Source organism: Sphingobacterium sp. HMA12 (assembly GCF_002933815.1).
Lineage (GTDB): Bacteria > Bacteroidota > Bacteroidia > Sphingobacteriales > Sphingobacteriaceae > Sphingobacterium.
Map to the genome: position 1 here is coordinate 1 of NZ_BEYR01000001.1, position 24212 is coordinate 24212.

At 39.3% G+C, this 24212-nt stretch carries 22 protein-coding genes; 15 read left to right on the plus strand and 7 right to left on the minus strand.

The window, feature by feature from the left end; all coding sequences use genetic code 11:
- Positions 1-184 precede the first annotated feature (184 nt).
- The 9 genes from HMAT_RS26865 (at position 185) to HMAT_RS00040 (ending at position 10911) form a co-directional block, all read left to right on the plus strand.
- Entirely contained in the window at positions 185-337 is a 153-nt protein-coding gene (locus HMAT_RS26865) for a hypothetical protein (protein WP_158655542.1), read from the plus strand.
- 447 nt (positions 338-784) lie between these two features.
- Positions 785-2923: a cytochrome-c oxidase, cbb3-type subunit I gene (ccoN, locus tag HMAT_RS00005; protein ID WP_104380792.1), complete on the plus strand. Its 2139-nt coding sequence runs from the start codon at positions 785-787 to the stop codon at positions 2921-2923.
- Positions 2924-2927: 4 nt separating this feature from the next.
- Entirely contained in the window at positions 2928-3122 is a 195-nt protein-coding gene (locus HMAT_RS00010; RefSeq protein ID WP_104380793.1) for a hypothetical protein, read from the plus strand.
- A gap of 3 nt (positions 3123-3125) precedes the next feature.
- Positions 3126-4019, plus strand: coding sequence for a cbb3-type cytochrome c oxidase N-terminal domain-containing protein (locus HMAT_RS00015; protein WP_104380794.1), 894 nt, complete (start codon positions 3126-3128; stop codon positions 4017-4019).
- A 15-nt stretch (positions 4020-4034) separates the two neighbouring features.
- Positions 4035-5417 (plus strand): cytochrome c oxidase accessory protein CcoG, encoded by a 1383-nt coding sequence (ccoG, locus tag HMAT_RS00020; protein WP_104380795.1) that lies wholly within the window; start codon positions 4035-4037, stop codon positions 5415-5417.
- Positions 5418-5428: 11 nt separating this feature from the next.
- Positions 5429-5851: a FixH family protein gene (locus tag HMAT_RS00025; protein ID WP_104380796.1), complete on the plus strand. Its 423-nt coding sequence runs from the start codon at positions 5429-5431 to the stop codon at positions 5849-5851.
- 9 nt (positions 5852-5860) lie between these two features.
- Entirely contained in the window at positions 5861-6550 is a 690-nt protein-coding gene (locus HMAT_RS00030; RefSeq protein WP_104380797.1) for a sulfite exporter TauE/SafE family protein, read from the plus strand.
- A 57-nt stretch (positions 6551-6607) separates the two neighbouring features.
- Positions 6608-8071 carry a cardiolipin synthase gene (gene cls / locus HMAT_RS00035; protein ID WP_104380798.1) on the plus strand — a complete coding sequence of 488 codons (1464 nt, stop codon included), beginning with the start codon at positions 6608-6610 and terminating at the stop codon, positions 8069-8071.
- A 116-nt stretch (positions 8072-8187) separates the two neighbouring features.
- Positions 8188-10911, plus strand: coding sequence for a carboxypeptidase regulatory-like domain-containing protein (locus tag HMAT_RS00040; RefSeq protein WP_104380799.1), 2724 nt, complete (start codon positions 8188-8190; stop codon positions 10909-10911).
- Positions 10912-11252: 341 nt separating this feature from the next.
- Here the strand turns inward: HMAT_RS00040 and HMAT_RS00045 are convergent, their stop codons facing one another.
- A complete protein-coding gene (locus tag HMAT_RS00045; RefSeq protein WP_104380800.1) occupies positions 11253-11858 on the minus strand; it encodes a thymidine kinase in 606 nt (201 codons plus the stop codon).
- A gap of 234 nt (positions 11859-12092) precedes the next feature.
- Between HMAT_RS00045 and HMAT_RS00050 the strand changes: the two genes are divergently transcribed.
- Positions 12093-13088, plus strand: a complete 996-nt coding sequence (locus HMAT_RS00050) for a hypothetical protein (RefSeq protein WP_104380801.1) — start codon at positions 12093-12095, stop codon at positions 13086-13088.
- 90 nt (positions 13089-13178) lie between these two features.
- Here HMAT_RS00050 and HMAT_RS00055 read toward each other — a convergent pair whose 3' ends face one another.
- On the minus strand, positions 13179-13805 hold the full coding sequence (locus HMAT_RS00055; RefSeq protein WP_104380802.1) for a hypothetical protein: 627 nt from the start codon (positions 13803-13805) through the stop codon (positions 13179-13181).
- Between the two features lie 99 nt (positions 13806-13904).
- On the opposite strand from HMAT_RS00055, the gene HMAT_RS00060 reads away from it, so the two are divergent.
- Together HMAT_RS00060 and HMAT_RS00065 are read left to right on the plus strand one after the other, a co-directional pair.
- Complete coding sequence (locus HMAT_RS00060; protein ID WP_104380803.1) at positions 13905-14210, plus strand: YbaB/EbfC family nucleoid-associated protein; 306 nt, start codon at positions 13905-13907, stop codon at positions 14208-14210.
- Between the two features lie 10 nt (positions 14211-14220).
- Positions 14221-14904 carry a metal-dependent hydrolase gene (locus HMAT_RS00065; protein WP_104383223.1) on the plus strand — a complete coding sequence of 228 codons (684 nt, stop codon included), beginning with the start codon at positions 14221-14223 and terminating at the stop codon, positions 14902-14904.
- Between the two features lie 78 nt (positions 14905-14982).
- Here the strand turns inward: HMAT_RS00065 and HMAT_RS00070 are convergent, their stop codons facing one another.
- The 3 genes from HMAT_RS00070 to HMAT_RS00080 form a co-directional block, all read right to left on the minus strand.
- Positions 14983-15804: a UDP-2,3-diacylglucosamine diphosphatase gene (locus tag HMAT_RS00070; protein ID WP_104380804.1), complete on the minus strand. Its 822-nt coding sequence runs from the start codon at positions 15802-15804 to the stop codon at positions 14983-14985.
- Between the two features lie 205 nt (positions 15805-16009).
- On the minus strand, positions 16010-16873 hold the full coding sequence (locus HMAT_RS00075) for an N-acetylglucosamine kinase (RefSeq protein ID WP_104380805.1): 864 nt from the start codon (positions 16871-16873) through the stop codon (positions 16010-16012).
- A gap of 241 nt (positions 16874-17114) precedes the next feature.
- The gene (locus tag HMAT_RS00080; protein WP_104380806.1) at positions 17115-18842 is read right to left on the minus strand and encodes an MFS transporter; all 1728 of its coding nucleotides are present in this window, start codon (positions 18840-18842) and stop codon (positions 17115-17117) included.
- Between the two features lie 295 nt (positions 18843-19137).
- On the opposite strand from HMAT_RS00080, the gene rho reads away from it, so the two are divergent.
- Both rho and pssA read left to right on the plus strand, forming a co-directional pair.
- Positions 19138-20637, plus strand: a complete 1500-nt coding sequence (gene rho / locus HMAT_RS00085) for a transcription termination factor Rho (protein WP_104380807.1) — start codon at positions 19138-19140, stop codon at positions 20635-20637.
- A gap of 75 nt (positions 20638-20712) precedes the next feature.
- Positions 20713-21399 (plus strand): CDP-diacylglycerol--serine O-phosphatidyltransferase, encoded by a 687-nt coding sequence (pssA, locus tag HMAT_RS00090; protein WP_104380808.1) that lies wholly within the window; start codon positions 20713-20715, stop codon positions 21397-21399.
- Here pssA and HMAT_RS00095 read toward each other — a convergent pair.
- Both HMAT_RS00095 and folK read right to left on the minus strand, forming a co-directional pair.
- On the minus strand, positions 21396-21740 hold the full coding sequence (locus HMAT_RS00095; protein WP_104380809.1) for an Hpt domain-containing protein: 345 nt from the start codon (positions 21738-21740) through the stop codon (positions 21396-21398). The two genes, pssA and HMAT_RS00095, sit on opposite strands and share 4 nt — an antisense overlap.
- On the minus strand, positions 21721-22224 hold the full coding sequence (gene folK / locus HMAT_RS00100; protein WP_104380810.1) for a 2-amino-4-hydroxy-6-hydroxymethyldihydropteridine diphosphokinase: 504 nt from the start codon (positions 22222-22224) through the stop codon (positions 21721-21723). The genes HMAT_RS00095 and folK overlap by 20 nt, the downstream gene beginning before the upstream one ends.
- Positions 22225-22345: 121 nt before the next feature.
- Between folK and sppA the strand changes: the two genes are divergently transcribed.
- Positions 22346-24112 (plus strand): signal peptide peptidase SppA, encoded by a 1767-nt coding sequence (gene sppA / locus HMAT_RS00105; protein WP_104380811.1) that lies wholly within the window; start codon positions 22346-22348, stop codon positions 24110-24112.
- Positions 24113-24212 lie beyond the last annotated feature (100 nt).

Consider the following 24212-nt stretch of genomic DNA (forward strand, 5'->3'; position numbering starts at 1 on the left):
GTCGGTGCCTTTTTTTACACGGAAGCCCTTGCTGGAAACAGTGAAGGGCTTCTTTCGTTTATATCCTTTTTACAGGTCTTCTGGTTCAACAGGGCTATCGGCTCCGGGGGAAGTCCGGGGATACCGGCCCGGAACAGCAGGCCTAGAAACCCGATAGCTTAACATTGTTCCAAGGGACTGAGTTATGATCAGATCTATAACAGGTCTGGAACACATCTGGCTGTTAGGAAAACTTGTCCGATTGAAGATTACCCAACGGGCCCAAGTTTTCATGGAAACCGATACGTCGTTTCGAATGCTAGCGCTGCCACAGATTGGTCATATCATCGTTGACTAATCTAGTACATGTTTAATTCTGCTTAGACAGAACCATAAGAACAAGCAGGGAAGGGAGCACTAAAAAGGTACACTATAATCCAGACGAGAGGGTGTGTAGTTCATGCTTCCGCAGGAGGGGTAGGAGGAAAGAACAGAATACTCCAGAAAATTAGGCAAAAAAGAAGAGTAACCCAAGTCGCTACTGTACTTTCCAAAGTGACAGTAATCTAGCAATCCTACTTATGAAAGTGACAGGTATCACTTTTATTCCCGAACTATTGTACAATAATTTATTTTGTTTCTTGCTCTTTTGATTTAAATATCTTGAAATCAATCAAAACAGCCAATGAAAAGCGGATTATTACTATTTATATAAAGTGACGTACATCACTTTTGTACGCATTGTACATCATTAGATTGTCATAAAATGCTGCTTACTTTTGATTCAGAATCAACAATTTAAGTAATGCAGTTAGAGCAATTTAATTACGACAATAAAATTGTCAGAAATTTCGGAATCGCTACCATTATTTGGGGAATAGTTGGTATGACCATAGGATTGCTTGTGGCGACGCAGCTTGTTTGGCCTCAAATGAACTTCGGATTGCAATACACAACGTTTGGCCGTGTACGCCCAGTACATACCAACGCCGTGATATTCGCTTTCGTAGGTAATGGTATTTTTATGGGAGTCTATTACTCCTTGCAAAGGGTACTTAAAGCGAGAATGTTTAGTGATGCTTTAAGTAAGCTCCATTTTTGGGGTTGGCAGTTAATTATTGTCGCCTCGGCTATCACTCTTCCACTAGGACTCACATCAAGTCACGAGTATGCCGAAATGGAGTGGCCAATTGATATCGCAATTACCCTTATCTGGGTGGTTTTTGGTATCAATATGTTTGGTACAATTATCAAAAGGCGTGAACGTCATATGTACGTCGCAGTTTGGTTTTATATTGCCACATTTGTTACGGTAGCGGTGTTACATATCGTCAACTCCATTCAATTGCCGGTAGCAGGATGGAAAAGCTACTATGTGTATAAAGGTGTGCAAGATGCACTCGTGCAATGGTGGTATGGCCATAATGCGGTAGCGTTCTTCCTAACTACTCCTTACTTGGGAATGATGTACTACTTTTTGCCGAAAATGGCTAATCGTCCGGTTTATTCCTATAAATTAAGTATTCTGCACTTTTGGTCTTTGATCTTTATTTACATCTGGGCTGGACCTCACCATTTGTTATATACCGCATTACCAAGCTGGGTTCAGTCCCTAGGCGTAGTATTTTCGATTATGCTGATTGCACCAAGTTGGGGTGGTATGATAAACGGTCTGCTGACTCTGCGTGGTGCCTGGGATAAGGTACGCACAGAACCTATGTTGAAATTTATGGTCGTCGCACTGACCTGTTATGGTATGGCAACATTTGAAGGGCCGATGCTGTCTTTAAAGCAGGTAAATGCAATTGCACACTTTACCGATTGGATTGTTGCGCACGTACACGTCGGTGCATTGGGCTGGAATGGTTTTATGACGTTCGGTATCCTCTATTGGTTAATCCCACGTATTTATAAAACGGAACTTTACTCTAAAAAATTAGCGTCAACTCACTTTTGGATCGGTACACTTGGAATTCTATTTTATGCTATTCCGATGTATTGGGCAGCAGTTGTACAGGGGCTGATGTGGAAAGAGTTTACACCGGAAGGCGTTTTGAAATATCCAAACTTCTTGGCAACAACACTGGAAATTCTACCAATGCATATGATGCGGGCTGTAGGGGGAGCACTTTATTTATCTGGTGTCTTCCTGATGACGTTTAACCTGATTAAGACCATGAAGCAAGGAAAGCTGCTGGCCAATGAGCCCGCTGAAGCGCCAGCTTTATTACCGGTTCAGGTCAATGAACAGTCTCAGCATCGTCGTCTTGAACGTAAACCTATATTGTTCATGGTACTGGCACTTATCGCGATTCTGATCGGTGGTATGGTTGAGATGGTTCCTACATTTACCATTTCCAAAAACGTACCGACAATCGCAAGTGTGAAGCCTTATACAGCACTGGAACTGCAAGGACGTGATCTTTATGTCAGAGAGGGCTGTGTCAATTGTCATACGCAGGCAATCCGTCCGTTTAGATCGGAGACTGCCCGCTACGGTGAGTATAGTAAAGCTGGCGAATATGTATACGATACACCATTCTTATGGGGATCGAAACGTACAGGACCTGATTTGCACCGTATTGGTTCTAAATATCCAAATAAATGGCATTTTGATCACCTTTTGGACCCGACCATAACTTCTCCGGGAAGCATTATGCCTTCTTATCCTTGGCTAATAGACCAGCAATTGGACAACTCTATTTTGAAAGATAAAATGGAGGCCCTGCGTAAACTAGGAATCCCATATACCGATGCGGCAATAGCGAATGCGGAACAAGATCTGCACAAACAGGCACAAAAAATTGCAGACGATCTGAAACAGAACCAGGTCAATGTATTGGCCGATCGCGAAATTATCGCAGTAATCGCTTATTTACAACGATTGGGGACGGATATAAAAGCAGCTCCGAAAGTGGCTGAGGATGTTAACGTAAATCAATAGCACGATGTTTAAACAAATCACAAATTTGAACGGAAGTGAGCTTTACCTTATTGTATCACTTTGGATATTCCTGATTTTCTTTATTTCGGTCGCAATCATGTTGTTTCGCATGAAAAAGGACTATATAAACTATATGAAGGAACTGCCTTTGGAGGAGGAAACTGAAAAGGAAATGAATCATTCACCTGAAAGTATATAGTATATGAGTTTATTATTAGATACTGCACCTGCCACAGTAGAAGCTATTCAGTCTTCCTGGGGGTTTGGTACAGATAATTTATACACAGATATCTTAATTATCGTATTGATAGTCGTGATGTTGGCCCTTTTGGCATCGGCACTGATGGTCAACCGCGCCATGAAATCCATCATTAAGATTACAATGCCTGAATTGGTCAAAGAGGAAGAGCTCAAGAAATTAGCCAATAAGGGATGGTTAAAACGATCTTGGAACAAGATCATGGGAATAAGACCTATCTCTGAAGAAAAGGACATAGTCATCGATCACGAATACGATGGTATCCGGGAACTGGATAACCCCATTCCAATCTGGTTTAATTTTTTGTTTTATGGAACAATCTTCTTTGGGCTTGTCTACTTATTCATCTATCAGGTTTCCGGGATCGGTATGAACCAAGATCAGGAGTACGCACATGAAATGGTTGTTGCGGAAAAGGAAAGACAGGCTTATTTAGCTGCTTCAGCCAGTAATGTCGATGAAAATACGGTTGAATTTGAACCCGACATGGCTGTTGAAGGAAAAGCAATATTCGCTGCAAACTGTGTCGCCTGTCATGGTGGAAACGGGGAGGGTGGTATTGGTCCCAACTTGACGGATAAATTTTGGTTGCATGGCGGTGAGATTAAAGATCTTTTCAAAACTATAAAGTACGGTGTTCCGGATAAAGGGATGGTGCCCTGGGAGCAAACCTTAAGTCCGGCGCAAATTGCACAGGTGGCAAGCTACATTGTTACGTTGAGGGATACACATCCTGCCAATCCAAAAGAACCACAAGGAGAAGAGGTAGCCTACGGAAACGCTGAGGATACAGCAAAAGCAAAGGATGGAGCCGGGACAGAAAAAAAAGCTGAATAGTAAATCCAGATTGAAATGAGTACAGTAGTAGTTAATAATACCAATAATGGTGGATCTAAGTCAAAAAAGAGACAGTGGATTTATGCCAAAAAACCGCAGGGAGCACTTTATAAAAAAAGACAGTGGGTTGGTTATACACTGCTACTGTTCTTATTTGTAGCTCCTTTCATTAAGGTAAATGGTGAACCGTTTTTAATGTTCAATATTATTGAACGGAAATTTTCGATTTTAGGAAACCTTTTTTACCCACAGGACCTCTATATATTTGTTTTTGGAATGTTGATCGTCATGGTCTGCGTGGTGTTATTTACAGTGGTCTTTGGACGCGTCTGGTGTGGATGGACCTGTCCGCAGACAATTTTTCTCGAACTGATCTTCAGGAGGATAGAATATTGGATCGAAGGGGATTGGCAGCAACAAAAAAAGTGCAATGAAGGCCCCAATACCGATCAGAAACAGATGAAGAAGCTATTGAAGCATGGTATTTTTCTGATTATTTCGTTTTTTATATCGAACATCTTTTTGGCTTATATCATCGGTTCGGATGCTTTGATTAAAATAATCACAGATCCATTGGATCAGCATATTGCCGGCTTAATCTCCATCATCATATTCACCCTGGTATTTTATGCGGTATTTGCCTACATCAGAGAAATTGTCTGTATTGCAATTTGTCCCTATGGAAGATTGCAAGGCGTCCTTCTGGATGACCAAAGCATCACAGTGGCCTACGATCATAGACGTGGTGAACCCAGAGGAAAGCAGCAAAAAGGTACTTCACATGGAGACTGCGTGGACTGCAAACTCTGTGTGCACGTTTGTCCAACAGGGATTGATATCCGTAAAGGCCTACAATTGGAATGTGTGAGCTGCACTGCTTGTATTGATGCCTGTGATGCTGTCATGGAAAAAATCGGAAAGCCCAAAAAGCTGATCGGTTTTTACCCCATGGGGGAGATTGAAGGTACGCTAAAGAAAAAAAGCAACGTGCGGGCGGTAGCTTATTCCATTGTCTTGGTACTGCTGATGTCGGTATTTGGATTTTTGCTGTTCAATCGCTCTCAGGTTGATGGCCGATTGTTACGGGCAAAAGGAAGTACCTATCAACTTCGCGATGATAAGACAATCAGTAATCTTTATGCCCTGGAATTAATTAACAAATCGGGCAAGGAGATGCCTTTTAAATTAGTATGCGAGGATCCGAGACTCAAAATCCAACTGGTTAATCCTATCCAAAAGCTCAGTAAAGGTGGACATGCAACTTTAAGCTTCTTTCTGATTATCGATAATAAGGACGTCGAAACATATAAAAGTAATATCAAATTATCTATCTATTCAGGAGATAAAAAAGTAGAAAGCCTAAAAACTACTTTTATTGCTCCTCCTGGAATGAATTAACAAATAAAACAATGAATTGGGGTACAAAAATTTTTTTGAGCTTGGCGGTATTTATGCTGTGCATCGTTGCCGCAGGATTTTACATGGTCACTCATGATAAGGATAGCTTAGAAGAAGACGATTATTATGAACAGGGCTTGAATTATGATCAGGCTTATGAAAAAAAACAAAATTTACTGAGCATGAAAGAGACGCCGAAAGTGGAGCTTAGGAAAGATACACTTTACATACATTTTGTCTCGAAAGTGAACAAAGGGAAACTATTGTTTCGTAAACCTTCGGACAGTAAGCGGGATAGGGAGTTGCCATTTCAGACAACGGGTAATATACTCGCATTGCCTATTTCGACATTCGACAAAGGAATGTGGAATTTGTATGTTGACTGGAAAAGCGAAGGTAAAGATTTTTTATTTGAGGAACATATTTTATTTTAAACCAAGGGCATGAGCTATACCTATTTTGCATTCTTTATGGGCTTATTTGGAAGCATACATTGTGCTGTCATGTGCGGTCCCCTAATTTTTGCTATTGAGGGAAGGCAAGGGTTGAGTTGGTCTATTTTTCTAAATAAGATACTGTATCAATTAGGCCGGGTTTTGACCTATGGTAGTCTGGGATTTCTTTTAGGAACCATTGGTACATTTGCACAAATTCAGGGCTGGCAACGTGCATTAAGCTGGATCACAGGGATCATATTGGTACTGATTGCTGTGTTTCAGCTTGTAGGGAAAAATAACCGTACCATTGCGCGCTTGCAGACTCGTTCCGTGCAGCCCTTTGTCAGGCTTCTGTCGAAATGGCTGTATAGACCGGGAGGAAGTTTTATTGCGGGTATATTGAACGGATTATTACCTTGTGGTATGGTATATATGGCTTTAATGTCTGCAATGAATGCCGATGGTCCGCAACAGAGTTTCCTATTTATGTTGTGGTTTGGATTGGGGACAATTCCACTGTTGTTTTTGTTTTCCTTTTTGGGAAATTTCTCCAGATCTTTCAAAATTCGCTTTTCAAAATGGGTGCCTTTTTTATATTTTCTACTGGGAATCTGGTTTATACTTAGAGGGGCGAACTTAAATATCCCTTATTTAAGTCCTCTTATTCATATTGACGGTGCAATAAACTGTGCTTAAGGGCAAACAATTTGTCGAGGCTAAGTATTATATTTGATATTAAACTTAGCGCATCATATGGAGGTACTTCATCATATTTTACAAATTGCTTTACAATATTACTGGATTCCCTTACTCATCTTATATATTGGTGTAATCGGCACCATCTTGATTGAAAACCGTAACCCTGCCAAAACGATCGCTTGGATTATGGTGATTGTTTTTCTGCCTGTAATCGGTCTGCTCAGTTATTATTTCTTTGGCCAAAAATTCAAGAAAGTTAAACGAATGAAGCGGATGTACCGCGAGCAATCAAAAAAATTACTCGATGCCTGGCGTAAAGAATCCGAAATTATGGAAGAACATATTGATACACTGAACGAGCGTATAGGGAGTTTGGCTATGGTGTATCGGTACCTCAAAAACCAGAAAATATCCACATTCTCCCTGAATAACGATGTCACTTTGTTCATTAACGGCGAGGAAAAATTTCCGGTATTGATTCAGCAATTGAAAGACGCGAAACATTCCATTCATATGGAGTACTATATCTGGGAAATGGATGAAGTCGGACGTGAAATATTACAAATTTTAGAAGAGAAGGCAAAAGCCGGGGTAACAGTACGTTTGATCTTGGACAGTTTTGGTGCTCCTGATGTGATTAAATATTTACGTAGACATAAGCCAAGTTTTCTTTTTGAGCCCTTTCTTCCCGTCACTTTTTCTTCTTTGGCCAATAGCAATTACCGAAATCACCGAAAGATTGCGGTCATCGATGGAAAGGTCGGTTTTGTTGGAGGAATCAACATTTCAGATCGTTATATCAATAATGGAAAAAATGATATCTATTGGCGCGATACAGCAATGATGATCATTGGAGCGGCTGTAAATACCTTGCAAATTCAGTTTTGGAATAGCTGGAATCAGACGGATGCAGAATCATTTGAACTGGGTAGAGGCTATTTGAATAGATTTCCGATCGCTGATGAAGACGCGAGTGGTGTTGGTTTTACGGCGAGCGATCCCGGTTCTCCAGCTCCATTCAATATGGAGGCAATTATTGCCGGAATCAATGAAGCAAAGGAATATGTACAATTGTGTACGCCCTATTTTATTCCAAGTGATCAACTGACGACAGCTTTGATGCTGGCGGTCTCTTCCGGGGTTCGCGTTGATCTGATGTTGCCGGCAAAATCAGATTCCTTTTTTGTACAGCATGCTTCCTTTTCCTTTATCAAGCCGCTGCTTGAAAGGGGAGTAAATGTATACCTTTATACTAAAGGATTTCTACATGCCAAAACGATCTGTATTGACAGTAAACTAGCCTATATCGGTACCACTAATCTGGATATCAGAAGTTTTTATATCAATTTTGAGATATCCGGGATTGTCTCTGACAAAGCATTATGTGAACGCCTGAACAATCAATTTCTTGCAGATATTGAAGCTTCGGATTTAATTACAATTCGGAAATGGATGCAAAGGAGCCGCTGGAAACGGGGGGTCGATTCCATCTGCCGTTTATTGGCGCCTTTACTTTAGCAGTTTGCTGGATATAGTATAATGGCATAATAAATGTTAAAAATGCCATAACAAGACTGGCCTTTGGTTAAAATTGAATATATTTAGCTATTCTTTTTTTAATTCTAATACTTTCAATGAAGCACATAAAACTATTGACTTTATCGATAGGGATTTTAGGAGTCGGGACAGCATATGCACAGACTGCACCTACATTGCCTATTAATACGATCGTAGAACGGGTTCAAAAATATTTTCAAGGTTACCCAACAGAAAAAGTACATCTGCACTTTGATAAACCTTATTATGCCGTGGGGGATACCCTATGGTTTTCTACTTATTTATCCCGGAACCTTCCAGAATATGAGCCGAGCAAAATCGCCTATGTGGAAGTATTGAATAGCCGCGACTCCCTTATTCAGACCTTTAGGATTCCGTTGGATAAAGGTATTGGAAATGGGCAGATGGTGCTCGATCCACAGTTCATGGTGCAGGATAACTACCGCTTCAGAGCATATACCAAATGGATGTCAAATTTTGACGCTTCTTACTTCTTCAATAAAATCGTTCCAATAGGTGATGTGATCAATAAGAAATTGACCACAAATATTGAGTTTCAGAATAATCTCAGTGGAAATAAAAGCCAAGCTGTCATACAGTTCAGGGATCGGACCGGCAAGCCGATGATTAATTCAAAGATCAACTGGGAGTTTGTCGCTGGATGGGAAACTGTCGATAAAGGTAAAGGTGAGACGGATGCGATGGGGAAAGTGACGATCAACCTATCGGCAAAAGAGAAGGCTAATCTGGAGAAAGGCCAACTAAAGGTGAGTATCCAGGAAAATAAAAATGAAAAACCGTTATCCAGTTCTTTTCTGCTAAAAAATGCACTGTGGGATGCGGATGTGCAATTTTTTCCTGAGGGCGGAGACCTAATTGCCGGACTTGCCAAAAAGGTGGCTTTTAAAGCTGTGGGATCTGATGGCAAGAGTCTAAAAGTAAAAGGTTCAATCCTCGATTCAAAAGGAAAATCTGTTGCAGAATTTGAAGATTTTGGATCGGGAATGGGTTACTTCTCCTTATTGCCTTTAGTTGGAGAAAACTACCAAGCCGTTATCAAATTTGACAATGGACAGGAACGTAAATATAAGCTTCCAGCTGTTGCTAATGATAAGGCAAATGTTGTATTTGTCAAGCAGGATGAAACAAATGCCGAATTTGCTGTTGTGACTAGCGAGGAGAATTTCTCGAAAAACCCAGCTCAATCTTACTATGTATTGGTTCAGTCGAATGGTCATCTCTGTTTTGGTGCTCAGGTTAATCTAAAATCTTCTTCAGCGCTGGTCAATATTCCAAAAGAAAGATTACCTAACGGTATTGTCCAGGTTACTTTAATGACCCCTGACGGCAAACCTGTAAGTGAGCGCCTGGCATTTGTGCAGAGTGAGAAATTGCTCAACATTCAAGTCGCCAGTGATAAACAAAGTTATAAAGCGAAAGATCTGGTTAATTTAAAGCTTTCCGTTGATAATAATGGACAGAAATATCCCGGCAATTATTCCGTTTCAGTAATTGATGAGTCTAAGGTCCCTTATAATGACCAAGCTGATCTCTCCATTGTGAGCAATTTTCTATTGACTTCGGATCTGAAAGGGAATGTCGAAAACCCAAATGCTTATTTTGATGAAAAAAATCCAAATCGTGAAAAGGCGTTGGATGCCTTATTAATGACACAGGGATACCGACGTTTTGAATATCCCGCATTAATCGCTGAAAAATTACCTCAGGTCAGTTTTCTTCCTGAACAAGGGATCGAGTTATCGGGAATTCTGCGAATGAATACCGGTCGTCCATATCCGAATGGAGGCCTGTTGTTGTCTGTACCTTCGCGAAATATCAAAAAGGATGTATACACCGATCAAAATGGCCGCTTTACATTCAAAGACCTTGTTTTTCCTGACTCATCTAAAGTGACTGTAAATGCGCGGTCAAATGATAATTACCGGAGCTTGGTAATCAATATGGATCAGAGTTACTATCCCGAAATAGATAAGAATAATGGCTATAAAAGCTACTTTGTTCCCAATATAGACCAAGCATTTGCGCCTTATTTGGATAATAGCCGCAAAGAGTATCGAAAATCCATTTTGTTGGATGAAGTAGAGGTAACAGGAGTCCAGAAAAAAGTCATCACCAATAAGGATTTTCCGTCGATTTCGGGCTTGTCTATGCCTGAACATCGTATTGAGCCAGAACGTTTGACGGGGTGTAATGTGTTGACCATGTGCCTGCAGACTGTTTTAACGGGGATTACCTATGACCCTCAAACATTGAAATATTATGTTTCGCGTGATTATAATGCTGGTGGACGTACACCTGTTCAGTTTTTTCTAAATGGTATGGCTATTGACGAACCCGGATTGAACAGTATCAATGTGGCGGATATCGAGGGGATAGAAATCTTTTTGCGTGACGAATTGGGGACGGTATCAAGAATGTATCAAAACAATGGTGTTGTCTCTATTTATACAAAGAAAGTGGAGGCCAAGAAACCTCGGATGGCCTTGAGTGAAATTGAGAAACTCCTGCCAAAATCGAATGTTATAGACATGTTCCCGCTAGGCTATGTTAAAGAACGTAAGTTCTACACACCAAAATATGATACGCCAGAGCGAAAATCGGCAAATGATCTGCGGACTACGATTTATTGGAATCCAAAGGTAACGGTAACCGAGACAGGGGAGGCCGCCGTTCAATTCTACAATGCGGATGGAAACGGCAGTTATAAAGTAATTGTAGAAGGGATGGACCAGACGGGTAATATCGGTCGAAAAGTGATCAACTATCGCGTACAGCCCTAATGAGATCGAGGTTAATGTAATACAAAAGAAACGCTGTTCTTTGAAAAGGGCAGCGTTTTTTTACGTCATAAAAAACACCTCCTTGATGGGCAAGGAGGTGCAAACTAACCAATTATAAACCTAAATTATGAAAAGTATTTTGTCGCTTTTGAAAGCGTTTATCTTCTTATTTGTAAGTATATTTCAAATCTTATGCCAAATTGATTCCCGGTCTATCTGGCAGTTATTTCTAACAGAAATGTTATAAATTGACCAGATAAAAGCAACCGACAGCCAGCTGTTTTCGATTGCAATGATAGGATATTCGGTAAAAGAATGAAATGGTTATTGAAGATTGTATCCTAGCGTTGACTATGTGAGTGGCCCTGTTGGTCCAAATGATAATAACATTGTCTACAGCGGGGCTCATAGGCTTCCTTTTCACCGAGTAGCACGGTTTGCGTGTCATCTGTCAGCCGATAAGAATAATTCGCTGGAGCGCCGCATTGCATGCATACAGCGTGAACTTTGGTGACATGTTCAGCTACTGCCATTAAACTTGGTATTGGGCCGAAGGGTTGACCTTTATAATCCATATCCAAGCCGGCAATAATCACCCGAATCCCACTATTTGCCAATTTGACACATACTTCTGTCAATCCGTCATCAAAAAATTGTGCTTCATCTATGCCAACAACTTGAGTAGCCGAACTCAATAGTAGAATTGCTGAAGAATTTTCAACCGGAGTAGATGGGATACTATTGCTATCGTGGGAAACGACCAATTTTTCATCATATCGTTTATCGACTGCAGGCTTGAAAATTTCAACGTTAAGCCGTGCATATTGTGCCCGTTTTAGCCTGCGTATCAATTCTTCGGTTTTGCCTGAGAACATTGATCCACAGATAACCTCAATACTTCCATATCGAGCTGGTCTCAATGTCAGATTATGTTCGGAAAAAAGCATTTGATTAAATTATTTTTTTCGGATAGTCAGCAAATAAGGTGTTATTTGTCCATAGACCTCCTATTATATTCTGTTTTTGACAATGCTAATATCAGAATTAAATATTAAATTTGAGTAGCAAAAAAGTGAATACAAATTCAAATATTTATAAATCAAAGGATTGAGTTTTCCACTTTTTAAGGTAAGGAATGTAAAGGTATTATAAACGATTAACAGGCGATTTCAAATAGAATTATGGGTACTAAAGAAGAAATTTTTAATAAGATAGGAGATTTATTACAGGATTTGAATGCACAGTATTTGGCTTTATCAGAAAAAGACAGTGCTACTGATTTAAGTTATTTGGTGAGTTTGGAAGCGAAAGCGCAATCTGTGGCGGCTTATGTGACTTTGCTTAAGACAGATGTTGTATTACAAGGCGGGCAAGTTCAAAATACCTTAAAAGAATCGGTGTTGGAGAGCAAAAAAATAGCATTTAATGATTATTTTACGCCACCCTCTTCGATACGGACATCTACCCAGCCCATTGTTGAAACCGAAAATACCGTACAGCATATTGCGGATGGTAACGTATCTAAAACGTCAAATGGAGAGGCTGTTGAAGTACAGCAGGAAATAGAAGAAACAGTAGATTTTCCGACAGTTTCGTCTTCGACCAAGATCCCTAGTGAAGCTAATCCTACACAAGTTGATGATGCGGAGCTGACCACACTTGAAGCTACTGTAGAACCTGTTGAAGAAAATCAGTATACCATAAATGAACCCAAGATAGGCCTTGTTGATGAGGAAGCAGTGGTGGTTACAGAGGTTGTAGAAGAACCAAAACAGGTTATCATCGAGGAAATTCAAGAGAACCTTATCCAGGAAGAAGTCAATACGGTAGTGGAGGAGGCTCCTTCTAGACCGCTCACCTTAAATGAGATTATCTCACAGCAAAAGCAAGCCGGAGTACAGAACCGGGTATATCAAGTCAATCAATCCGGAAGTTCCGATAAACTGACTGATATAAAAACCGGAATAAGTTTGAACGATAAGCTTTTATTTATTAAAGACCTATTTAATGGCTATAGTTTAGCTTATAGCGAAGCGGTAGAGTTATTAAACAGATTTAGCAGCTATGCGGAAGCTGATGCATTTTTGCAAACTAATTACGCAATCAAAAACAGGTGGGCAGATAAACCCCATACTGTTGAAAAATTATATGAGGTATTGCGAAGAAGGTATAGCTAGTGCATAATTCCCTCATATCATAAAAAAAGCATCTTTAATCCATTTAATGATGCTTTTTTTTATGAATTGAATAGGAAATATTGTTTGCTATTATTTCAATTGAAATTGCAACCAGTCTTTGCCCTCGTGGCCATAAACGAAATATTTTGGCTGAAAGATCTCCGCTAAAGATTCCAGCTCAGTAAGGTATTCGTATCCTGGGATTTGGGCAAAACCGGGTTTTGTCATAATGAAAAGCTGATCGAGTTCAATGGCCTTTGATTGTGCAATTGAAGGATCATTTAATACTAGCGGAATACGGGTAAATACAGTTTCGTCGCTGTCAATTAGAATAATTTTATCTGCCTCATGGGCAGTTGTTGTTGGAATTCCGCCTGCTATTTTGATAGACTCGTGTAGATAGGCAGATTCATTGATCTCCAGTGGCTCAATTCGATCTAAAACCAATACTTTGGGTCTGTCACTGGCCGTTATAAATTTGAGCTTGTGAATCAAGATACTGGTTTCATCTTCTATTTTTTCTATAAGCGCATTGATGTTTTCTTCGCTGTTTAATTCTTCGCCAAGTGTATTGATATAGGCGATGACGTCTTCGATGCTAACGATTGCCGATTGCTTTGCTGCTAACTTAGCGTATGTTTCTGGTGAGAAAGTGCTATTATTTAGATTCAGCTGTTCCAAAAAATGGGCAACTAATTTTTCCTGATTGCTTTGCATGCTGCAAAAATACAAAAAGGCGAGCATTAGCGAAAGTAAATTAGCAATAGTAGGTATTGGAGGATTTTTGTAAATTGGCATCAAATAAATGTGATAGATATGTTTGACAAATTATTTCAGGCACAGCAAAAAGCAGAAGAAATCAAGAAAAGACTAGATACAATTTCGGTATCCGGTGAAGCTGAGGGTGGTTTGATCCGAGTAGTGGCAACAGCCAATAAAGAGATTAAAGAGATTACGATAGATCCTGTTTTTTTGTCTAATGCGGATAAAGAAGAATTGGAGGAATTATTGGTTGTTGCTTTGAACAAGGCAATAGTCCAAGCAGAGAATATCAGTCAGGCTGAAATGCAGGCGGCAAGTAAAGATATGTTAGGCGGCTTAGGCGGCTTATTTAATCAATAGCAATATGATCATGAAAGCAACTTATTACGGTCAATCTTGTGTTGAGTTTGATTTTGATGGAACGAAGGTCTTATTGGACCCTTTCGTAACGTATAATCCACTGGCAAAAGCAATTGATGTAAACGCGATTAAACCCGATTACATCTTTTTAAGCCACGGACATCAGGATCATGTCGCAGATATGGCTACCATCCAAAAGAATAGCGATGCTACAGTATTGGCCATTGTGGAGACAGCGGCTTGGGTAAAAAGACAAGGTGTGCCTGACGATAAGGTGGTTGAGTTCAATTTGGGCGGTACGGTACAGCTCCCTTTTGGCACTGTCAAGATGGTTTATGCTGCACATACAAATAGTACGCCCGATGGCCAATATGGTGGATTTCCGGTAGGATTTGTCTTTAATGTACAGGGGAAAAAGATCTATTTCGCCGGCGATACGGCGTTGACCATGGAAATGAAGCTGTTGGCAGACCTGAAATTAGATTGGGCATTTTTACCAATCGGTGGATACTACACCATGGATGTAGATGATGCGATCAAAGCAGCGGAGTTTATTAACTGTTCACGTGTGGTAGGGATTCATTATGATTCATTCCCGCCAATTCAGATTGATAAACAAAAGGCCTTGGACAAATTTCAAAACGAAGATATTTCACTGTCTCTTCCGAAAATAGGAGAAACAATAACATTGTAAACGACAAAAAGCCGAATTAGTTCGGCTTTTTTTGCTTAAATAAATTTTACCTAACTATGCTGTTGTCCCATAGTTCTCCTAGGATGAGATGACGATTTTCTTGAGATCTTCTAAGCTGAAAAGAGGGGTGTCAATGATTTTGTTTTTAAGGATCTGTTCCTTATTCTCTTCAAAATAGAATAGCTTCCATTCGCCATTTTTGTATTCTAAGCTACTTAGATTTTCGATCCAATCACCCGAATTCATATAGGTGCAGGTGCCTTTTCGGGTGATAACTTCCTTTATCTGGGGTTGATGAATATGACCGCAGATCACGAAATCATAATTTTTTTCAATCGCCAGTTCTGTTGCTGTATGCTCAAAGTCCGAGACGTATTTGACGGCCTTTTTAACAGAGTTTTTGATTTTTTTTGAGAGTGAATATTTCTCTTTTCCCATTTTATCCAGGCAATAGTTAATGACATTGTTGAGCTGTATCAGTTTGTCATAACCCCAACCGCCAAGTTTTGCCAGCCATTTCGAATGGTGAATGGATGCATCGAAAACATCGCCGTGAAAGATCCATACTTTTTGACTATTGAGTGAAAGAAGCAGTTTATTGCTCAGTTTGATATTACCAAGTTTAAGATCCGTAAATTTACGAAGCATTTCGTCATGATTGCCAGTTATGTAATGAACTTCAGTACCTGTTGAACTCATGTCGATGATCTTCTTGATGACCTTTAAATGATCTTGGGGAAAGTAGCTTTTCTTAAATTGCCAAATATCGACAATATCACCATTTAGGATCAATATCTTGGGTGCGACAGATTCTAGGTAAAGTAAAAGTTCTTTGGCTCTACTTCCGTATGTACCTAAGTGTATGTCTGAGAGTACAAGTATATCAAGGCTTCTTTTCATCGGAATAAACTATAAATATTCTTTTTACAAAAAAAAAGTAAATTTATTTTGTATTGATGAAATTCCTGTTATTAAATCATTAAAATATCCTGTAAAGCAGTATAGGTAAGTTTATTAGAATTTAATATTAGCTTATTTTAGTCAATAAAAAAGGTGTCTGATCCAGATCAGACACCCTAAAATATGTTAAAGATTATTTACCTTCTTATTTGGCAACTGCAGCTGCTCTATCAATGTGGAACTGGACAAGATCATCAATTGGAGAACGCAGGATTTTACCTACTTTCATACCATATTGTTCTGCCTTTTCAGCCAGTACATTTCTGAAATTATAACCTACTGAACCAATGCAATTGAATGTATAGCTCTGGTAATTAGGATATTTGCTGACTAAATTTCTAAAGAATGCTTCAAATGCTTCATCGACAATATTACGTGTATATTCGATGTTCACATTGTTGTCATAGACGAATTTGCTAAAACTTGCACAGAAACGGTTAGGCATTGGTTTGGTATAAACCGCATCCATAATTTCGTCCTTTGTCATTTTATAGGTATTCCAAAAAACTTCTTTGACATCTTTAGGCATTAAATTACGAACATAGTCTGCAAGTAATTTTTTACCAATGTAACTACCCGATCCCTCATCACCTAAAATGTAAGCTCCGGAGTCAATATTTAGCGTAATTTCTTTACCATCATAAAGACAAGAATTTGTTCCTGTACCCAAAATTGCAGCAAATCCGGCTTGAGATCCTAATAATGCTCTCGCAGCAGCAAGTAGATCATGTCCTACTTCCACTTTCGCTGTAGTAAATACTTGTTTTAAAGCATCAACTACAATCTGAGCTTTTTCTTTATTATGGACACCAGCGCCATAATAATTTACTTCCGCGATTTTTTCAAAAGGTAAATCCTGCGGTAATCCTTTTTTTAGGGAGTTTACAATGTATTCACTGTCAACAAAATAAGGGTTATACCCCTCTGTATTGAAGTAGATTTTTTTATTTGAATCATCTAACAAACACCAGTTTGTTTTTGTTGATCCCCCGTCAGCAATGATTATCATTATTGAGTAGTTTTAATTGTGTTTATCGTTATAAAATGAGTAATCAATTCATTAATCAATTCCCCGAAAATACATTTTTTAATTTTAAATATCATAATTTATCCATGTATTTTTAAAAAAATAAATTTTATGAATTCGCTCATTATATAAAAAAACTGGCTTAACAATGTCGTTAAGCCAGTTTTTGATTAGTGTAATAAAATTGTTTAAATAGTGTACTATTTACAATTAGTTGATGCTATTAATGACCTCCTTCAGCCTCGATTTCATCAATATTGATTCCTTGTTTGGTTAAAATTCCCTTGACAAATACAGCAAAGAAAACAATATAACAGAATCCGATTAATGGTAGGATATAGGAGTTATGTATTCCAATAAGGTCGGCCAATTTTCCTTGGATAGGAGGAAGGACACCACCACCAAGAATCATCATAACCAAGAATGCTGAACCCTGAGCTGTATATTTTCCAAGACCCACTATTGATAAACTGAAGATAGATGACCACATAATTGAACAAGCAAGACCTCCTGATAAGAATGCATAGATAGCAATTGTGCCAGAAGAGAAAAGCCCGATTAACATGGCAATGATTCCAAATAAGCCAAAAATAATCAATGTACGTGCAGGTTTTTCTTTACTTAGGTAGAAAGCCACGATTTGAAGAATAATACAGATTACGTAGTAATAAAGGTGTGACATTTCGAAGCCCGCAAGTGTATTGACACCAATAATGATGGAAAATGCAACCAAAGGGACGATAATCAGTAAGCCGTTTTTAGTCGATTTACTTAGGTTGAATGCTGTAATTGCACCTGCCCATCGACCAATCATCATACTACCCCAGTACATGGATACATAGGGTGTGATCTGGGAAGATTGCAGGTGACCAAATTCTTTTAAAGTCAACAACTCACCTAAATTGCTACCAATCGCTACTTCAATACCAACATAGATAAATAATGCAAGCATTCCCAATGCTAATTGGGGGTACTTCATTGCTCCCCAACCTTCCGGATTCTTTTTAGCGCTTCTGTTTGAAAAGAGTAAGCCGCCGATGACAACGATTAAAGCACCTGCTAACCATAGCATACGTTGTGTTTCCAGTGGTTTAGCAACTTCCTTAATGTGTGCTTTTAATTGATCTATCTGAACCTGGTCGGTCAGGCTAGAGACTTGTTGGTGTAGTTGCTCGATGTGTAACGCAAGGTCACTCTTATAACTTAAAAATACAGGTGTGAACATGCCGAATAGCAACACCGTCATGATGATTAAAGTACGTAAAGCCTTGTTGGCTTTTTCCATGGGTTCATTGCTGATTCCGGCTGGGACTTTTTTGCTAAAGTTGAACAATGCCGCAGCGAGAAGGAACAACAAACCTACACCAACATAGAGATAGACCACTTTATTTAAAGGCAGATTGGCAATCTCAGAATCGGAAATGGGTTCAAATGTCCCGAAAAGTGAGAATCCAATCACTAAGGGGCCTATGGTTGTTCCAAAGGAGTTGATACCACCGCCAAGGTTGACACGGGAAGCTCCTGTCTTTGGATCCCCTAATAAGACAGCGAAGGGATTGGCTGCAGTTTGCTGCAGGGAAAATCCCAGTGCAACCACAAATAGACCCAGCAACATGCCAATATATAGATTCACCTCGACTGCTACAATCATCGCTGCCGCACCAAGTGCTGAAAACAATAGACCATACACGATACTTTTTTTGTAACCCCATTTTCCAACGAGATCTTTGCCGCCTATCGAACTAAAGATGAAAAGGAGCAATGCACCGATGTAGTATGCCGTATAAAAGGCAAAGTCTATAAGTTGCGATTGAAATTGATCCAGGTGAAAATAATTCTTGCAGAATGGGATAAATACGCTATTCCCCGCTGCAATAAACCCCCAAAAGAAAAACACAATAATCAATGTGTAGAGTGCGGGGTAATTGGTTTTAGTTTGTTGCTGTTCCATATAAGGGATCTAAAAACTTAAATTTTGAAAGGTACGAACTTATGAAAAAAAATATAAAATTCAATCTAAAAATGTTGTTAAATCGTTTTACTAGCTACAATAGTAAATATTTTTTTTGAAATATTTTGAAATAACAAAATTTGTTTTTTTCTTTGTCTAGGTTCTCAAGATTTAATCCACTTCGGGTTTAAAAGAAATCATTAAGTTCTTCATTCACTTAAACAAGGAAACAAGCTTAAGTGTGTAATCAGAATAAAGCTCAAAAGAAAATCCAAAAATCATACACAACACATTAATGGATATTAACGAATTAAACGCTAAACTCGTATCGGAATTGCGCGAGATTGCTAAGTTGATCGGTATCGCGGATGCTGATAAATTGCGTAAGCAAGAATTAATAGAAAGAATTAGCAATACCGGTGGGGAAGAAGAAGCAGCTCCGGCTTCTACAGAAAATGTTGCTAAAGTGGAGGAAGACAATCAGGAACAGGGTGAACGTACACGTAAACGTGTAAGAACGGTGAAAACTGCAGAGCCTGTGACTGTAAGAAAACGTGAGGCTGTCGAAAGTGAAGAAAGCAGTCCCGCAGTAGATACGACTCCGACAACAGATAAAGGTTCCCAACCTGAAAAAACTCTTCAAACTCCTAAAGCTGAAAATACTTCTTCTAGTACAGATTTCGACAATGTTATCGTTAATGAGGGTGTTTTGGAAATTATGCCTGATGGCTATGGTTTCTTGCGTTCTTCGGACTATAACTACTTGACATCTCCGGATGATATTTATGTCTCACAGTCCCAGATCAAATTATTTGGTTTGAAAACAGGGGATACCGTTCGTGGTTGTATTCGTCCACCAAAAGAAGGTGAGAAGTATTTTCCATTGGTTAGAGTAGAAGCTATTAACGGACAGAATCCTGCAGAAGTACGCGACCGTGTACCTTTTGACTATTTGACCCCATTATTTCCGGATGAGCGCTTGAATTTAGATATGGGTATGGGTAATTACTCTACACGTATCATGGATTTGTTTACACCTATCGGTAAAGGTCAACGCGGATTGATCGTTGCACAGCCGAAAACAGGTAAAACAAATTTGCTGAAGGAAGTTGCGAACGCAATTGCAAAGAATCATCCTGAAGTATACCTGATCATCTTATTGATTGATGAGCGTCCTGAGGAGGTTACGGATATGGCTAGAAGCGTACGTGCAGAGGTTGTTTCATCTACTTTTGATGAACCTGCTGATCGTCACGTAAAGATTGCTAATATTGTATTGGAAAAAGCGAAGCGTATGGTTGAGTGCGGTCACGATGTGGTTATCCTGTTGGATTCCATCACTCGTCTGGCACGTGCTTACAATACTGTTGCCCCAGCTTCGGGTAAAATCCTGTCCGGTGGTGTGGATGCAAATGCGCTACATAAACCAAAACGTTTCTTTGGTGCGGCTAGAAATATCGAAAACGGTGGTTCATTGACAATCCTTGCGACTGCTTTGACAGATACAGGTTCTAAAATGGATGAGGTGATCTTTGAAGAATTTAAAGGAACTGGTAACATGGAGCTGCAATTGGATCGTAAATTGGCAAACAAACGTATCTTCCCTGCAATTGACATTACAGCGTCTAGCACGCGTCGTGATGACCTATTGACAGACAAGGAAACATTGCAACGTATTTGGGTGCTTCGTAATCACTTGTCGGATATGAATTCTACAGAAGCAATGGAATTCTTACAAGGACAAATGCGTGGTACTAAATCAAATGAGGAATTTTTGATCAGTATGAATGGGTAATCCCATCAAATTTTAATATTTTAGCCATCATTTCTAACCGAATGATGGCTTTTTTATAAGAAATAAATCACATAAATGAAAAAACATATTCCAAACCTGCTGACCTGCCTGAATCTTTTTAGTGGTTGTATTGCTGTGCTGATGGCCTTGGAGGGGAATCTTAAAGAAGTAACGATCTGTGTTTTTGCCTCTGGAATATTTGATTTTTTCGATGGCATGGTAGCTAGGCTACTTCATGTAAAATCACTTATCGGCAAAGAATTGGATTCGTTGGCTGATATGGTCAGTTTTGGATTTTTACCGGGTACGATCATGTTTACATTGCTGCAGCAAGCACTTCCTGATGGTTCCTTACTACCGTATCTGGGATTTATTGTAACCGTATTTTCGGCTTTGCGTTTGGCTAAGTTTAATTTGGACGAACGACAAACTTCTGATTTTATTGGACTTAATACACCAATGAATACCTTTTATGTGCTTTCACTACCCTATATTGCTGTTAAGTATCCCGAACTCATTATAAATCCAATATTTTTGATTTGTAGTGCGCTACTGACCAGTTATCTGTTGATTAGTGAGATCCGGCTGTTTTCAATGAAATTCAGTTCGATGGATTGGAAAACGAACAAATTTCGCTTTATCTTTCTGTTTTTAACTTTGATCTTATTTGTAATTGGGCAATTTATGGCTTTGCCAGTTATTCTACTTTTGTATTTTATACTTTCGGCATTGCACTTCAATAAAAAAAACGATCTGGCTTAGATCGTTTTTTCGTATTGTTCAAGTTCAAATAACAGTTCTTTCATTTCGATATCTAGAACGTGAAAAGTCGCTCTGAGTCCCTCTAAGGATTCCTGATTTTTGGCATTCATTTCCAATTCTTCGAATTTGGCTTTTAAATGGAATGCTCCGATATAGTCCATCGTAGGTTTGATGTGATGAGCGGCATCGGCAATTTTTTGATGGTCACCTTCAACTAACGCATTTCGTAAGTTATCTAAATCTACGGGGGTTTGGATAAGATACATTGATACAAATTGTTTGATCAAATCTGAATTGTCAAACATGTTTTGGTTGATTAGGTCAATGTCGATATGGTTCATCGTTGTTAATTTTCTTTACGGGTAATTTGTCCTTGCAGTTACGCAATAAAGATACGTTATTTTTTTTGTAAACAGGATGAATGTAGTCCGGCGCTATTTCTGCTAAGGGTTCCAAGGTGAAACGTCGTTCTGAAATAAACGGATGTGGTATAATTAGGTTTGGGTAGTTGATAGTTTCATCGTTGAAATAAAGTAAATCAATATCAATCGCTCTTTGGCCCCATTTCTTCAAACGTACCCTTCCCAAATCCAATTCAATCTGCTGTGTGCAATTCAAACATTCGATTGGGGATAAAACGGTATTTATCAAGATGACCTGATTTAGGAACGCGGGTTGCTCTTCAACGCCCCAGGCGGCGGTTTCATAAATGGAAGATGCTATCAAAATTTCTCCAACCTGTTTTTCAAGCGCTTGCTTTGCTTGTGATAGCTGTCGCAGACGGTCTCCCAAGTTGGTTCCCAATAATATAAAAATCTTATTCATGTTGCTAAATTAAGGCTTTATGAAATAAAATACTGGGGGAATAAAAAATATTGCATTACCTTTAGTGTAAAATAAATCATTCCATTTTCAGGACTGTATAAATCGGGATTAATTATTAAATATGAGATCATTTTTTAAGTATGTATTGGCTACGATTACGGGGATTGTAATATCTTTTGTGATCCTGTTTATTGTTTTTATGGGGATTATTGGTGCCCTCATCAGTTCGGCTTCCTCCGATCAGGAGGTCGTTGTCAAAAGCAATTCGGTATTATTTCTATCTTTTGATTATGACATCAATGAGCGGAACGATAATAATCCCTTTGGAAGTTTGAATCTTCCGGGTTATTCTACAAAGAGTATCGGGCTGGATGATATTCTGGGGAGAATAAGATATGCGGCCACGGATGGCAATATCAAGGGGATTTATATGGATGCTGGGAGCATCGGTACTGGCTTTGCTAGTTTAAAAGAGGTGCGCGATGAATTACTTGCTTTTAAGAAAACAGGGAAATTTATCGTTGCTTACAATGCCGGTTACAATCAAAAAGCATATTATGTGGCGAGTATTGCTGATAAAGTGTATGTCAATCCACAAGGAACCATCGATTTTAGGGGACTTGCGAGTTCGACCATGTTTTATAAAGATCTATTGGATAAGGTAGGGGTAGAGATGCAGATTGTAAAAGTGGGGACATTTAAGAGTGCTGTAGAGCCTTATTTCTTAAATAAAATGAGTGATCCAAATCGTTTGCAGGTTACTTCCTATCTGGGAAGTATCTATGAAACTTTTATCAGTGAAATTTCGGCAAGCCGGAACATTCCTGCTGATTCATTACGTGGTATAGCCAATGATTATCTGGTCAGAAATGCGGATGATGCGGTACGGTATAAGCTTGCTGATGCCAAGATTTATAAGGATGAATTACTCACTGACTTAAGAAAGCGATTGAAGATAGGTGATAAGGACGAAATATCGTTTGTTTCCTTATTAGATTATAATAAAAAGATAAAAGAAGATGCGAGTGGCTCTGAGGTGGCGGTTCTTTACGCAGTCGGAGAGATTGTGGACGGGGAAGGGACACGCCCGGGAGAGATAGGAGGAGATAAATTTTCAAGGGAATTAAGGAAGTTGAGAGAGGATGATGCTGTCAAGGCTGTTGTGTTGCGTGTGAATTCTCCCGGAGGCTCAGCCCTTGCCTCGGATATTATATGGCGTGAGGTAATTTTGACTAAAAAGGTTAAACCTGTCATTGTTTCAATGGGTGATGTTGCCGCTTCAGGAGGTTATTATATTTCAGCTGCTGCAGACTCTATATTTGCAGAGCCAACCACTATTACGGGGTCAATCGGTGTGTTTGGTGTAATACCGAATTTTCAGAATTTGATGAACAATAAAATTGGCGTACACTATGATGGTGTGAAAACAGGAAAATTTGCGGATTTGATGACTACTTTTGATCGGCCTTTGACAGCTGAGGAAAGAGATATTATTCAACGCGAGGTTGATAAAGTATACGCTACTTTTACAAAAGTTGTGTCTGAAGGCAGAAACATGCCGTTGGCGAATGTGGATAGTATTGGACAGGGCCGTGTATGGACGGGTACACAGGGCTTAAGCAATAAATTGGTGGATCGTTTGGGTAATCTTGATGTCGCTATTCAGGCAGCTGCTAAAAAAGCGAAGCTAAACAAGTATAAAGTTGCTCAATATCCTGCAAAGGAGGATCCTTTCACTTCGATATTGAACAATTCAAAGGAAAAGGTTCAGGCTTGGGTAGCGAAGGAGCAAATGGGCGAATACTATCGTTATTTTGATGTGATGCGGCAGGCGACAGCACAGAGCGGGGTGCAGGCTAGGCTACCTTATGCCGTTGAAATCCATTAATGATAATTTAATCCGATAAAAAGGCATTTATTTGATGAAAATAAATGCCTTTTTTCTATATTTAACTGTTCGTTTGGCAAACGACAGATCCTAAAACACA